The organism is Dictyobacter sp. Z7_2, assembly GCF_057551105.1.
Genome location: NZ_BAAJPE010000002.1, coordinates 1,612,984 through 1,626,866, shown reverse-complemented (window position 1 = coordinate 1,626,866; position 13,883 = coordinate 1,612,984). Strand labels below are relative to the sequence as shown.

Annotated in this window: 12 protein-coding genes; 4 read left to right on the top strand and 8 right to left on the bottom strand. The window is 48.2% G+C overall.

What is annotated here, in order from left to right; translation table 11 throughout:
* Positions 1–48 precede the first annotated feature (48 nt).
* Entirely contained in the window at positions 49–1,128 is a 1,080-nt protein-coding gene (locus AC27N8_RS20235) for an LLM class flavin-dependent oxidoreductase (protein WP_487069211.1), read from the top strand.
* On the opposite strand, the gene AC27N8_RS20230 is transcribed toward AC27N8_RS20235, so the two are convergent.
* From AC27N8_RS20230 to AC27N8_RS20195, 8 genes are all read right to left on the bottom strand, one after another.
* Positions 1,123–2,289, bottom strand: a complete 1,167-nt coding sequence (locus tag AC27N8_RS20230; RefSeq protein ID WP_487069210.1) for a M48 family metallopeptidase — start codon at positions 2,287–2,289, stop codon at positions 1,123–1,125. The genes AC27N8_RS20235 and AC27N8_RS20230 overlap by 6 nt on opposite strands.
* Positions 2,290–2,423: 134 nt before the next feature.
* A complete protein-coding gene (locus AC27N8_RS20225; protein WP_487069209.1) occupies positions 2,424–2,765 on the bottom strand; it encodes a hypothetical protein in 342 nt (113 codons plus the stop codon).
* 169 nt (positions 2,766–2,934) lie between these two features.
* Positions 2,935–3,681: a sugar phosphate isomerase/epimerase family protein gene (locus AC27N8_RS20220; protein ID WP_487069208.1), complete on the bottom strand. Its 747-nt coding sequence runs from the start codon at positions 3,679–3,681 to the stop codon at positions 2,935–2,937.
* A 147-nt stretch (positions 3,682–3,828) separates the two neighbouring features.
* Positions 3,829–6,228, bottom strand: a complete 2,400-nt coding sequence (locus AC27N8_RS20215; protein ID WP_487069207.1) for a protein kinase domain-containing protein — start codon at positions 6,226–6,228, stop codon at positions 3,829–3,831.
* A gap of 174 nt (positions 6,229–6,402) precedes the next feature.
* Positions 6,403–7,899 (bottom strand): ATP-binding protein, encoded by a 1,497-nt coding sequence (locus AC27N8_RS20210; RefSeq protein WP_487069206.1) that lies wholly within the window; start codon positions 7,897–7,899, stop codon positions 6,403–6,405.
* Between the two features lie 171 nt (positions 7,900–8,070).
* On the bottom strand, positions 8,071–8,982 hold the full coding sequence (locus tag AC27N8_RS20205; protein ID WP_487069205.1) for a CPBP family intramembrane glutamic endopeptidase: 912 nt from the start codon (positions 8,980–8,982) through the stop codon (positions 8,071–8,073).
* A gap of 233 nt (positions 8,983–9,215) precedes the next feature.
* Positions 9,216–9,944 (bottom strand): response regulator transcription factor, encoded by a 729-nt coding sequence (locus AC27N8_RS20200; protein WP_487069204.1) that lies wholly within the window; start codon positions 9,942–9,944, stop codon positions 9,216–9,218.
* 166 nt (positions 9,945–10,110) lie between these two features.
* On the bottom strand, positions 10,111–10,929 hold the full coding sequence (locus tag AC27N8_RS20195; RefSeq protein ID WP_487069203.1) for an aldose epimerase family protein: 819 nt from the start codon (positions 10,927–10,929) through the stop codon (positions 10,111–10,113).
* 383 nt (positions 10,930–11,312) lie between these two features.
* Between AC27N8_RS20195 and minC the strand changes: the two genes are divergently transcribed.
* The 3 genes from minC to minE all read left to right on the top strand — a co-directional run bounded on the left by minC (position 11,313) and on the right by minE (position 13,530).
* Positions 11,313–12,182, top strand: a complete 870-nt coding sequence (gene minC, locus AC27N8_RS20190) for a septum site-determining protein MinC (RefSeq protein WP_487069202.1) — start codon at positions 11,313–11,315, stop codon at positions 12,180–12,182.
* A gap of 149 nt (positions 12,183–12,331) precedes the next feature.
* Positions 12,332–13,168: a septum site-determining protein MinD gene (gene minD / locus AC27N8_RS20185; RefSeq protein ID WP_487069201.1), complete on the top strand. Its 837-nt coding sequence runs from the start codon at positions 12,332–12,334 to the stop codon at positions 13,166–13,168.
* An 11-nt stretch (positions 13,169–13,179) separates the two neighbouring features.
* Positions 13,180–13,530 carry a cell division topological specificity factor MinE gene (minE, locus tag AC27N8_RS20180; RefSeq protein ID WP_487069200.1) on the top strand — a complete coding sequence of 117 codons (351 nt, stop codon included), beginning with the start codon at positions 13,180–13,182 and terminating at the stop codon, positions 13,528–13,530.
* Positions 13,531–13,883 lie beyond the last annotated feature (353 nt).

Sequence of the window (13,883 nt, the reverse complement as noted above, 5' to 3'; positions counted from 1 at the left end):
AATGTTTCTGTTATAAGCAGAATCACTGCTGAAAGGACACAGTGAGGCATGACAACTGCAAATGAAACAGGCAATGGAGCCGAACAAAATCCAGCCACGCCCCCGATCCGTATCGGTCTGGTGGCTGATTCGCCGAATTTCCCGGCGGCATGGGATCAGGTGATTGCTAAGGTGCGTCTGGCCGATGAATTGGGCTTTGATTCGGTCTGGTTGGGAGAGTCCTGGGGCTATGAGTTATTTACATCGATGTCCGATCTGGTTCGAGCGACGAAGCGGATTAAGATTGGAGCTGGCATCGCGAATATCTATTCTCGCTCGCCTGCCTTGATTGCCAGTACGGTGGCAACTCTTGATGAACGCTCATCTGGACGTATTATGTTGGGACTTGGTCCCTCGGGTCAGCAGGTTGTAGAGCATTGGCATGGTGTGCCTTTTGCTAAACCGCTACAACGTACTCGCGAATATATAGATATTATCAGGATCATCTTACGCGGCGACAAGCTCCACTATCAGGGGGAGTTTTTTCAGTTGGAGCGGGGCTTTAAGCTGCGCTTTAAGCCACAGCGTGCTGATCTTCCGATCTATATCGCGGCCATGGGGCCAAAGAACATCCATCTGACGGGCGAACTTGCGGATGGCGTACTGCCCGTGTATTGGCCCTCAACCAGATGGGGCGCATTGCGCACACAACTGGATGAGGGATCACTTCAAGCTGGTCGAGCGCCTCACAGCGCAGCGATTGCTCCCTATATTACGACCGTGATCCTGCCTGATAACGCCACCGACGAAGCACGTCGTGCAGCTTACATCAAAGCGGCATCTCCTCTGGCCTACTATATCGGCAGGATGGGAGTCTACTACGCTCAGATGCTGAGGCGCAATGGTTTTGAGGAGGATGTACAGGCTGTCCTGACCGGCTGGGAGCAAGGGATGAAGTCTGCCATCCGGGCGGTCAGTCCGCGCCTGTTGGAGGCAACGACGGTTATCGGGACGGCTCAAGAGTGCGCGGCGAAAATTAAGCAGTGGGTGGCTTCAGGCGTTGATGAACCTTTGATCACCATGCCCGAAGGATCGTTGGATGAGACCGCTGCTCAATTTTCAGCCCTCAAAGATGCTCTCGCTCTATAGATTTTTCTGGCTGGCAAAAGTGTCAGCATGTTGTAGCCGTTTATTAATCGATGGATGCGAGTAAAAGAGGAATTCGATGATGGGGGCTGGCTCAACCTCGGCAAGATTCTGGTTTGCCAGTCGCCTCATGGCACTTTTAAAGTCCTCGATTTTTCCTGTGGATTGGAGCGCGTATTCATCGGCCTGATATTCGATGATGCGTGTAATGCCGTTGCTCAGTGGCATAATGATCAGGCTGAAGACGCCGATCATGACTAAAAAGAAGGGCAACGTGGCGGGATCAGTGAGTGAGAGATAAAAATGCTGCTGATCAACCACCCAGTTCAGTACCAGACTGCCGATGAAAAGTCCCACTAACATGAGCACCGTTTGCGTGATAATCAATTTCCAGATGTCTCGATGCACATGATGTCCCAATTCGTGGGCCAGTACAACTTCAATTTCATCCACGGTAAATTTGTCTGTCATTGTATCGCCCAGGACAATGCGGCGCGTGTTTCCCAACCCCATTAATGCTGCATTAGTTGCAGTTGTCTTGTTACTCATTCTCATGGAGTAGACACCGCGAACCCTTGTATTTGCTTTGGCGACCAGGGCCAGAAGACGTTGTGTAAGCTCTCCCTCAGGCAACGGCGTGAATTTGTAGAAGATGGGATAGAGGAGAATGGGGGCAAGGTTGGCCATTAAGACGGAGAAAAAGAGGATGATGATGGCCAGCCAGAGCCACCATAATTGTGGTTGTAACGCCAGGAGCGTATATAAAAGAGAGACAAAGATGATTTCCAGAACGAGGTTTAGGAGCAGGCTGATGCCTACTTCGCGAAACCAGGCTGCTTTGCTCATGATTGAGATGCCGTAGCGATGAGGTAGCGTGTAACCTGAATAGTAAGAGAGCGGAAATGTGATAATCTCGTAGATCAGAAATACTAGCAGGCAGTAGATCACGATCTGCCAGGGAAACCAGTCTGCGCGTGGCTGCCAGTTCAGTAGTGGGAGTCCGCTGACCGCTCCATGAATGACATCGCGTAACCATACATCCAGGCGAGAGCCAAGGACAATCAAAATCAGTACTACGCCGATGCCTAAACTACTATAAGAGATGCGGCGGCTCGTGCGAGCATATTCACGAGCCTTTTGTTGTCGTTCGACATCAATTTCCATGCCATTTTCCTCTTAACTCTGCTGGAAAATCATGACAGATTGATAGAGTCTGGTCTGCTCAGCGCCAACGAAGCTTATGCGAGATCGTGTGAGAGCAGCTATCTTGTCTCAATGCTGCAATGTATCGATATATATTAATAAATGACGAGTGAGAAGCCGTGTTTGATGGTGACGGCGCGTTTGGTTTTCGCGGCTCGCCAGGCGGTTTTGCTCATCCCTACCTGTTTACGCAGGTCGTTGAGTTGCTCTTCTGTGAAGTGTTCAGAGGCAGCAAGCACAACGCGGCGCAATTCAACGCGTATGGCATTAATGCGGGTCTCAAGCTCGGCCAGACGATAGGAATCGTGAGGCAAGCCCTGGATGGCCAGCCTGGCAAGATCGGCCCATTGACCGGCTGGAGTACGCATTGCATCGACACGTTCTTTGATAAAAGCGGTTACTTCATCAAAATCGGGTATGGATGTAAGATTGGTCATGCTAAATTCTCCTCTTGATGGATATCATGATACATTCACATCGGAGTGACGTCCCTATCGTACCGATGATCCATATGAGCAGACAGCATTTATTTCGTAGGTGCTGCTAGGCGAGTATGAAAATCGGCGCGTGATTTTATGCTCATACTCGCTCTCTTCTGCTGCAAAATCAGGTCAAGCTACGATGCAAGTTGGCGAAGGAGCGTCTGGCGCTCTCCAGTGATGGAATGGTTGGCTGATCGTTTTCGACGATGTAGGCCGTGACACCAGCAGCTTGACCAGCCTCGATATAACCGGCGATATCAAGGGTTCCCGTACCAACCTCAGCAAAGGTACGTTCAGGCGTCATATCTTTAAGATGTAAGGTGGCGATACGACCACTATGTTCCCTGATCAAGGTGATGGGATTGACGCCTGCAAAGGCAGCCCAATAGGTATCAATCTCAAATTTCACCAGAGCGGGATCAGTGGCCTCAATCAAACGCTCCAGCGAGGTTTTTCCATCCGTCGTTTCAAACTCAAACTGATGATTGTGATAGGCGAGCGTCAGGCCACGTGCCTGACAGCGACGGCCATAATCATTCAATTGATCGGCGAATTTTTTAAATGTGTCTGCTTGAGCGAGTAAGTTCTTATCAATCCAGGGAACAATCAGATAAGGGCTACCAATCTCCACACAATAGGAGATCTCGTGCTCAATATCCTTCTCCAGTAAGGCTATTCCCACATGGCTCCCAACTGTCTTCAAGCCATATTCAGAGAGCACACTGGCTAATTCTTTGGCCTCGAGACCACCATAACCCGCGAATTCGACCCCGTGATAGCCTATATCCGCAACGGCGCGTAAAGTCCCTTTGAAATCTTTCGCTGTTTCATCTCGTACAGTATACAACTGTAGCGCAATAATATTCGTCATGAAAACTCCCTACTACCAGGCATGATAGGTACATTGTGGCTAGTCCATTGCCCAGACATGTCATAAGTATATCACCTTTGATGAAAGGGACGATTCTCATTTTACAGTCTGGGCCTTTTTTTTACGCTTTTATGATGTCATCTTGCTTTATCTAGTTGGCTTTCCACCCTCTGGCATGATTGACAATTTCCAGAAATCACGTGTCGGGACAAGAGGATTATCTGCTCCACGCACGACATAGGCGTTGCCCTGGGAGTCGCACGCGCTGGTACCTAAGACTGAGCCTCCCTTAGCCAGAGAAGTGAGTGCCTGTGATTTCAGTGTATCCAGATCAAAAAGCCATGCTGTATTTAATCCTTTATTGTTTGTCTTGTCGTAGCCACCGATCAACGCCAGTTTACCCGATGATATGGCACAGCTGGATGCTCCGCTGATAGCTTGTGGCATGCTGATTGGTTCTTGTGACCAGCTATCATTGACGATGTCATAGCGATAAATGGTGGCTGTGGAATGAGTTTGCCCTGCATCCTCGGCACCACCGAACAATAAAATATGATCCTGTCCGTCAGCAGCCAGCGCCCCATAGCCCAGACCGCGTGGTATATTGGCTAAATGTTGCCATTGATCCGTCGCAATATCATAACGATACCAGCCGTTGCCCGCGTGTATATGTGGATCACCTGCTTTCATAAAGCCCTGCATGAGGTAGAGATGTCCTTTATGATCGGCGAGTAGGGAGCCCGCAAAGCCAAAACGTATCTGCGTGGGTGGCACGATGCTGGTTAACTGATTTTTTTCCGGCTGATAGCTGTAGAGGAGCGAGCTCACTTGATAACTCTGTGATGCATAACCGGCTGTAAAAAAGAGCCTGTGATGCTCATCTACGGCGACAGTATTATTTACCATGCTGGGAAAGTGATCGCGGATGACGATCTCCCAATGATGAGCGGCGATGTCATAGCGATACAGGTTATAGTCGTAAAAGGGATGGGTCGAACCTCGATAGCCACCGTTCATGTAGATATATCCTCGATCGTGGAGCTTGACATAAACGGCCGCGTTGTCGGCTCCCGGACTCAAAAGCGCGGGCAGTGGCTGCCAGTTGCTCGTATACTCGTTTGTTGCTGTGGCGCTCAGAGGAGTCGGTGATGGCGTAAGGACAATCTGTATCTGTTCTTCCGCCGGCTGCTGGAAGCGGCTATAGATGAGTAGTGAGGCCATTGCCACAAAAAGAAGTAGAGCCAGCGCGAAACTGGTACGCACAAGCCGATGAGGCGATGCTATGAGGACTTTCCTGGTATCCTGGGCATGATGTTCCTCGAATGAGTGTAGCGAAAGTTTGGATAATGATACGCTGGAACGTCTTTGCAGGCTTTCATCTACCGAAACCAACTGTTGTTCAAATTGTTCCTGCTCAAGGCGTTCGAGACGTATCTGTTGCAACGACTCACGGGCTAATTTGCGCTGCTCTAAATCCAGGACAACGGGCATGACTTCTGTCAGATCTTCTGCGAGCAGGTTGGAGTGGTGTATCGGGTATGGTTGCTCGGCCTCTGTCTCGATCTCTTCATCCTCGTAGAGAGAATGCTGATAAGCTCTGCGCTCTTCGATGCGATAAGCTCGCTCTACTGCCAGTAAGAACACGTGCGCGGACTGAAAACGTTCATGGATATCGGTCTGCGTGGCAAGCTTGATGATTCCATTCAGTATTTTTGATAGGCTGGGAAGTGGCGGAAGATCCTGCTTATTCAGGGTATCCGGCAGAATGAAGCCACCTAGCATTTCGTGGAGGATCAGGCCCAGGCTGTAGAGATCGGAACGTATATCGGCTTTGCCCTCTGGATCACGCTGCTCTGGTGACTCGTAGCTTGTCATGTACTCTGGATCTCTTTTGGTCGTGACCAGGTCACTGTCATAGCATGCATGTTCAAAATCAATCAGCATGACCGAATGATCTGGTAAGAGCATAATTGTCTCGGGTCTCAGGGCACAAAAGATGATGGCTGGATGCTGTCTATGCAGATAATCGAGCACGTTGCAGATCTGTAGCACATAGCCCAGGGCCTCGAAAATTGATAATGATCCATTGCGGAGGAGATGATTGCGCAATGTAGTACCAGGAATATAATTGCTGACGAGATACCAGTAGCCCTCTTCCGCAAAGTAGTCGAAGAGTGTGGGCAGCGCGGGATGTTGGAGGCGAGCCAATAGGAGCGCTTCATGTAAGAAATGGTCGGTTTGACTGCCTCCACTGCTCGGAAAGGCGGCTTGATGCGCGTTGCGATTGGCGAAACGGCGTGTCATATCACCGCCATGCAGAATATAGTTGAGTTCAGCGATGACATTTTCTGGTAGCGGTTGATCGGCGGGTATCTGTTTGAGTAGCAGGGGGATAGATAGAGCTGTGTGGATGGCTAGATAGGCTTTGTACGTCGGATTGATCTCATATGGTTCTAATAAGCATTTGATACGATATTCTCCGTCATGGAGTGTGCGTTCAATCAAATGATCGTTCTCTGCTGTCGCTTGATCTTTAGATGGTATCATGCGCTTTCCACCTCCTCCTCTCATACCCATGGACGTTAGCAATATGTGTGTTTTATAGTATCTAAGGATGCCTCTGCCGTCAAGTAAAGATTAAATAACGGTACATCTACACTATAAGATTATCATAGCTCGTTACATATAAAAACGTGTATCGATATTCCATTTCGTTTGTCCTCAGGCTTTAGCATACCGGCTAATGGGTAGCAGGACGCGGAAGCTACTACCTTCACCGACCGTACTTTCCACGGAGATTGATCCATTCATTGCATGTACAAAATCACGGACAATGGTAAGACCCAGGCCAGCTCCTCCTGACAGGCGTGAACGTGAAGCATCCACTCGATAAAAGCGCTCGAAGATATATTCCAGCTCTTCGGGAGCAATACCGACGCCCGTATCAGAAACCATGAGCGCCAGAAATGTATCATCGGCTCGCTGAAGCGAGATCGCAACAATACCTCCATCTGGTGTGTGAGTAATTGCATTGCGTACTAGATTGAGCAGTATCTGCGTGAGACGCTGACGATCAGCAAGCAAATCAGGTAAATCCGGTTCTATCTGACGTATGAGAGATATTTGTCGCTCGCGCTGTGCCAGTGGCATCAGTGTTTGATAGACCTCTTCAATGACATCTCCACATGCAACCACCTCTCGCTTCAAATGAATCTCATCCTTCTCTGCCCGAGCCAGTGCCAGGAGATCATCAACCAGTGTGCCAAGTCGCAGCGACTCGCGGTGCACAATCGTTAAATAATGAAGCAAGACATCAGCCGACGAGAGTACACTTTCGGTATCAGCCCAGGCATGTAACAGCGATTCGACGTGACCCTGGATGCTGGCAACCGGTGTACGCAATTCATGCGACATGTTCGTGATCAGCTCACGACGTTTCCGTTCAGCCAGCTCTGCCTTGGATCGTTCTTGTTCAGCCTGCTGCCTTGCCTCTAACAATTGAAGATCGCTCCGGCTGATACCAAGTGTATAGCGCGCAAAAAGTTCCCATGTAAAAAGTAAGCCATTATTAAGATGGAGAGAGCCAAGCGCAAGTAGTGCTCCCAGTAGTGCCATGCCACCTAAGTGTGCAAGAGCAAGAGGAACAGACATGCTGGCAATTCCAGTGAAAGGGGTAAATTTGATGAAGACTGTGAACGTAAATTGCATTAACATGGCTTCAGACAAGAAGTGCATATGCAATAACCTATTAGTAAAGATCGTAATAATGTAAATGATATCACTAAAGAAGAATAGAAACGCTGCCAGCGTGATTGATAGCGCAGAGGTTGAAATTACGATACCAAAGAACGATTTTAGACATAAATATCCCAGCGTTTTCCACGTGACAGGACTGTAGAGAAAAACATATAGCCTTTTCCATAGCCCTATTTTTTCCTCTTGCAATGGAATAGGGGCTGGAATATCGTACTTAAGCCATGTACGTAGCATTGCACGCTCAAACACTGCCAGTCCGCGCAGGGAAAGTAACATACCCAAAGCCAGCGGAAATCCAATCCAAATAAGCATTGTTATAAAGCTGAGTGTGAATCCACCTATGAGAAAGAGAGGGTAAATGCATCCAAGCAAGAAGGTTATGAGCAGGTAGCATAGATTGAGATAACTCTGGGCTTCCATGAGAGGACGAAAAAAGTTGACGATCACTTTGTTATTCAACATAGTACATCCTTGTGATTAAGATTATCGAATTTGGCTCGCGGCATCCAGGGGGAGTCGTGTGCTACTCACATTTCCCCTGGAGCTGTTCCTCTGCTTATTTTCTCGTTCTCTTCTTTTTTATACTGAACCCGGCTCGATGATTAAATTTTGCCGGCCCAGAAGAAAAAGCTTTCAAACTGAGCTGGCGGTTACCTCTATTTCAAGCATGGGTTGTTCTACTTGAAGTTTATAACGATCATATGAGAGACGACCATGTGTCGCAACGATAATAATCAGAGCTGGTACCAACAGCACTGTATACATGAGTGATAATTCCGGTAGCGTTGGTGTAGAACGAAAACCCAGGCCGGCTGATGTATTGATGGATGCGTGTAGCAACATGGTCATGAGCAAACTGCCACGGGTGTTATTGAAGAGCCAGGTAAAGACTATCTCCATCACGGTCGTTGCTACCATAAATGCCAGTAGAGCTATGCTGATGCCGATAAAGCCCGATTCGGCTCCATTATAGCCTGGTATAAAGAATAATGGTAGGTGCCATAATCCCCACAGGACTCCGAGTAGAAGGCTTCCTTTCAAGGGGCCAAAACGCTGCTGTAAGTGAGGTAATGCAAAGCCGCGCCAGCCTGGTTCCTCGAAGAATGGTCCACCAAAGAAGAGCGTCAGGATATAGAATTCCGGGTAGGTGAGTAGCACGTGTGGAAAGATTGCCCAATTGTCTGTCATGATCACGCCACTCAACATGAACAGTGCCGCTATACCCAGCAACGCCAGCAGATACCAGAGTATATTGACCCGCCATAATACATACCTGCGTAGCAAACGACCTATTCCAACTCGACCTTCAGTTACTGCCGTCATAATAAACGAAGAAAGTGTTGGGCCAGCTAGCAAACCAAGTGACAGCCAGAGTGTAAGATCTGTTTGCCCTAAGAAGACAATGAATACAAAACCAATACTCCAGGTGATAGCATAAGCAATAAGAAAGTAGAACCACAATGGGTGGCGTCGCATGATTGCTAACCACGGGGAGACGCTCGTGGATGAAACCTCTATCGGATTGGTTATGTTTTGTTGTGCCATCGGAAGACTCCTTCTAACGCATAGGGAGAAGCATGCAGAAACTTATCCGCAAATAGCTCAATGCCCTCTGTGAGTAAGGATAGAGTAGCGCTGTGACGATTTTTTGCCAAAAGTGTAACGATTTTGTGACGCTTGTAGGCACCTGACCGTTAACTGTTTGGACGCTTTTGTACATAATACAGGCATGAGAGCACTGCAAATAAAAAGGGCTTTTAGCAGATGAGGGGAGATTGCTATAATACGAAACGATATCCGATGCCCCATACGGTAACAATCTTTTCTGCCTGTGAACCGATTTTTTTGCGGAGGCGAGTGATATGTGCATCAACAGTGCGATCAAATCCATCGTATTCATAGCCCCAGAGCTGCTGCAAGAGATAGTCACGGCTAAAAGCCCGGCCTGGATGGGTGATCAGCAACACCAGTAATTCATATTCTTTTGGTGTCAGATTAACTTCTTCGCCATTGAGCAAAACTATGTGTGAGTCTTCATAAATGGAGATTGGACCGCGTAAGATTGGATCATGTGTTACGGTAGAGATAGTGAAAGCTGAAATATTACTGGCACCAGGGGCATCTGCTCGCGCTGCACGACGCTCAAGATCCACACGGCGCAAGATGGCGCGCACGCGAGCCAGCAACTCACGTACACTAAATGGCTTGCTAAGATAGTCGTCGGCACCTACTTCCAGGCCCAGAATGCGATCAACTTCTTCATTGCGGGCTGTGAGCATGATGATGGGTACAAGATGCCGTTGTCGAATACGCCGACAAACAGTCAGGCCATCTAGACCCGGCAACATCCAATCCAGTACTACCAGATGGAGAGAGTGCGCTTCAACAAAGGCCAACGCGGCCTGACCATCGAAAGCCTGATAAACAGTATGGCCTTCTGCCTCCAGTTCAGCTTGAAGTAAATTGCAGATGTCGACTTCGTCCTCGACCACAAGGATATTTGCCATACGAGTCTTTCTCCATTATTGATATAATTGCATCTTTCTATCATGCCTGCATGGTAATCGATAATTGCTACCAAATATAATTATAGCTCTTTACCAGACCAAAAAGCAGCAAATGAAAGACAAAGGGGTGCGCTTAGCGCACCCCGCGATCAAGCGGGTCAAGGTGCTACAGGGGTTGTGCTTTGAGTTGGAGAATGATCTGGTAAGCGCTGTGGGCTGGTATATTCAGGCGATCGGCCGGGCGGTTGAGTCCGTCTTCGCGGGTGACGATGGGCTCAAAGCAGACAAAATTATGATCCGGGGCTGTCTCAGGCTCGGACCATACCTGCATGTTTTTGAGCGAGTAGTGTTCCTGCCATGGCAGTTCGGCGATCGTTAAGGTGCCATGATGAGGGATGTGAAAGGTTGCGCTCTGTGGAAAAATGAGTGTATCATCAGGGGGATGCGTTGCCCATCGGATACTTTTTGGGTCCAATCCTGTTAATCCTTCGGTGCTGATCTCTGCTTTATCCGCTTGCGCGACGCTGAAGTAGGGATGAAAACCTGGTGCGATGGGCATGATTTCAGCGCCGCGATTTTCCATCGTTAATGTGTAGGTGAGCGTTCCTGCGCTGGCTACTATGTGGGTGCTGAAAGTGAAATCGTAAGGATATTGTGAGCGTGTATGCTCATCGCTGCTCAATTGGAGCGTGACGCTGGATTGATCCTGTTGGGTGACGGTCCAGGGGAGGATACGTCCAAATCCGTGGATGGGAAGAGTCGTTCCTTTTTCCTGGAAGATGCCTTGTTTGAGGCGGGCAAAGTTTGGGATCATTAAGGGTAGGCCCCAACGTCGGACGTTTCCTGTTTCGGCTGCTCGATAGAGTACCGGCCAGTTGTCGACCTGGAAATGTGAAACGAGGCAAATGTCTGGCATGATACCAATTTTCGTGTTGCCGCTGCTAAGTACCAGTTCGTGTTCCATGGGAAATTGTGTCAATGTCATATTTCAAACTCCAGAATAACTGCACTCAAAAGATGCTCAGTTAGTTTAAGTTAGCGTTTATCCCTTATGCAAGGGTGAGATGTCTCGCTCTGTTACGAGGACTACGCAAGCATTGTACGCAGACCTGATGATAACTGCAAGTTTCTTCCTGTATCTTTCATATCTTTAGCATTACTTGATAATTAATTCTTGTAATTATTCAGAAAATTTTCTGTTATTTTATCAGTGTTATTGTTAAGTAGGACCTATTGTGTTTTGAAGGTCATGTGTTTATACTGTATGATATTAAGGTACTTATGTATCCACACATATGTACGCCATTCATCCTGAATACTGTATTGTTATATTGTCCAACTCCGAGAAAATTTGGGGATTAAAAAGGTATGGGTAATCATTCGGGTAAAGAGACATCAACTACCCGTTCATTTGTAGAGACAGATCGGCTGCATAAAGAGGAGAGTCAGCCTTTGGTAGGACATATTGCAATCAAGGGGACACGGAATGGCCTGTTGTTGACGCTGGAGCCAGAGACCCCCTTTGGTGAGTTGATGACAGCCCTGGCAGATCGACTGGCAGAGTCGCCTTCTTTTTTTCGTGGAGCTTCTCTGACTGTAGATACAACACGTCGGTCATTGCGTGTAAATGAGCGCGTACAACTTGAAGAGCTTCTGGCTCATTATCACATGTCTGTCACATCCGTGGAAACGGTTGTGGAGAAGCGCCGTGCCGCGAAAACAATTGCGCTGGCTCTGCCTGATACCGCTCTTGAGGGAACGTTGATACAGGAGAGCGTCCAGAATATAGCAGGTACTCAGAGTGTGCAAAATATACAAAGCGCTCAGAGTGTTCCCAGTACTCAAAATACCCAGAATACTCAGAGTGTCCAGCAGAGAGATATGAGAGATTCATCTGATACGCTCTTCTTGAGAAGGACGGTACGTTCCGGTCAGGCAATTCATCATAGCAGTAGTGTGGTGGTGTTGGGTGATGTCAATCCGGGCGCGGAGATTGTCGCCGGTGGGGATATTATTGTGTGGGGAGTCTTACGCGGTATGGTACATGCGGGCTATCCCGATAATGACAATGCGATGGTGTGTTCCTTACAACTGGCACCGGTACAATTGCGCATTGCGCATCTTCTCTCTCGTCCTCCCGAGGGCTTTGAGGCTCAGCCCCGACCAGAAGTTGCCACTATCCGTAACGGGCAAATTATAGTGGAGACCTGGGTAAGTGGACGCCCTCCCCGTAAATAGGAAACATTTCCTGTATTCGTGAAGTTAGATGATACATATCTAATTCAATCTATCGTTCGTGATATACTAAAAGACGGTATAGGGCAGGAACAAAAATAAGAATATGTTCTCCTACAGGAGCCTGAAACGTTCTTCAGAGGGAGTATAGCATGGATAGTCGGGTAATAACTATTACATCTGGGAAGGGTGGCGTGGGAAAAACGACCACAACTGCAAATCTTGGGACCGCTCTGGCGATGCAGGGGAAAAAAGTTGTGGTGTTGGATGGGGATATCGGGTTACGCAATCTGGATGCCGTTCTCGGTCTTGAGAATCGTATCGTCTATGATCTGGTGGATGTAGTGGAGGGACAGTGCCGCTTGCGGCAGGCTTTAATCAAAGATAAGCGGCAACCGGAATTATATTTACTGCCGGCTGCGCAGACACGTGATAAAAATGCTGTGAATAGTATGCAGATGGAACAGCTTTGTCAACAGTTACGACAAGAGTTTGAGTATGTAATTATTGACTCTCCGGCTGGCATCGAGCAGGGCTTTCGTAACGCGATTGTGGGAGCGGATGAAATCATCATTGTCGCCAATCCTGAAATGGCTTCCGTGCGTGACGCCGACAGGATTATCGGTCTGGTGGAAGCCGCGGGCAAGCCTGAACCGCGCCTGATACTCAATCGTTTGCGGGCGGAGATGGTGAAGCGAGGCGATATGATGGCGGTGGCGGATGTGTTGGAAGTTCTGAGTATTGATTTGTTGGGCGTGATTCCTGAGGATGAGGCGATTATCGTGGCAACAAATAAGGGTGAGCCCGCTGTCTATGATCGGCGTACCCGCTCGGGGCGTGCCTTCATTCATGCCGCTCAACGTGTTCTCGGCGAAGAAGTACCGCTTGAAGATGTTGTAGAATCGACTTCTCTGCTCGAACGGCTACGACGTTTGATGGGTTTTGGTTCTGCATTAGAAGAGAAGCCATTGCGCTCTCAATCTTCTTAAGGGGGTGAATAATGGGTGTTTTTGAATTTATGGCAGGAAAGAAGAAACCGACTCCGGGGGAAGTTGCGAAGGAGCGCTTGAAGGTCGTGCTCGCGCATGACCGTCTGAAATTAAATCCAGAGTTACTTGAAATCATTCGTGAAGAAATACTCTCAGTCGTCTCGCGGCGACTGGCTATTGATGAGGATCAAGTTCAAGTTAACCTCTCGCATGAGGGTGGAGCAGAAAAACTCCTCGCCAATATGCCAATCAGACGTGAAAAAATCACGTTTGAATGGGACCCGCCTGCTTACACTCCATCGTCCCCTAACGTGATTCATGGTACCGTGCATGTGGAGACCAGTAGCGACGAGCTTGAATAAATTTCGACCATCAATGTGACCTCTAGGTGGAGGCAACCCATCTGGGGTGCTCCACTTCCCCCTCTTTTTGCTCAATGAAGCATCTATATATATGACTGTGCTCGGCAGTAATTTACATAAAAGCATCAGCAGATAATGCGCTTTTCCAGGTGCACCCGTTTTGAATTTAATAGGATCTTTACAAGATTATAATGCATGTGTACTCTATATGTTGTATTATAATAAGAGTAGATATCCTGTTATACCTTATTCCTCTGTAGCATTATCTAAACGTGTTTGTATGTTTATGGGTTGACACACCAGCGGTACGATAGGACGTTACTACCATACAAACGAAAGAATAGGCCTCAAAG

Coding starts and splice junctions, on each gene's coding strand:
- AC27N8_RS20235 (WP_487069211.1), top strand. CDS start 49: ATGACAACTGCAAATGAAACAGGCAATGGAGCCGAACAAAATCCAGCC.
- AC27N8_RS20230 (WP_487069210.1), bottom strand. CDS start 2,289: ATGGAAATTGATGTCGAACGACAACAAAAGGCTCGTGAATATGCTCGC.
- AC27N8_RS20225 (WP_487069209.1), bottom strand. CDS start 2,765: ATGACCAATCTTACATCCATACCCGATTTTGATGAAGTAACCGCTTTT.
- AC27N8_RS20220 (WP_487069208.1), bottom strand. CDS start 3,681: ATGACGAATATTATTGCGCTACAGTTGTATACTGTACGAGATGAAACA.
- AC27N8_RS20215 (WP_487069207.1), bottom strand. CDS start 6,228: ATGATACCATCTAAAGATCAAGCGACAGCAGAGAACGATCATTTGATT.
- AC27N8_RS20210 (WP_487069206.1), bottom strand. CDS start 7,899: ATGTTGAATAACAAAGTGATCGTCAACTTTTTTCGTCCTCTCATGGAA.
- AC27N8_RS20205 (WP_487069205.1), bottom strand. CDS start 8,982: ATGGCACAACAAAACATAACCAATCCGATAGAGGTTTCATCCACGAGC.
- AC27N8_RS20200 (WP_487069204.1), bottom strand. CDS start 9,944: ATGGCAAATATCCTTGTGGTCGAGGACGAAGTCGACATCTGCAATTTA.
- AC27N8_RS20195 (WP_487069203.1), bottom strand. CDS start 10,929: ATGACATTGACACAATTTCCCATGGAACACGAACTGGTACTTAGCAGC.
- minC (WP_487069202.1), top strand. CDS start 11,313: ATGGGTAATCATTCGGGTAAAGAGACATCAACTACCCGTTCATTTGTA.
- minD (WP_487069201.1), top strand. CDS start 12,332: ATGGATAGTCGGGTAATAACTATTACATCTGGGAAGGGTGGCGTGGGA.
- minE (WP_487069200.1), top strand. CDS start 13,180: ATGGGTGTTTTTGAATTTATGGCAGGAAAGAAGAAACCGACTCCGGGG.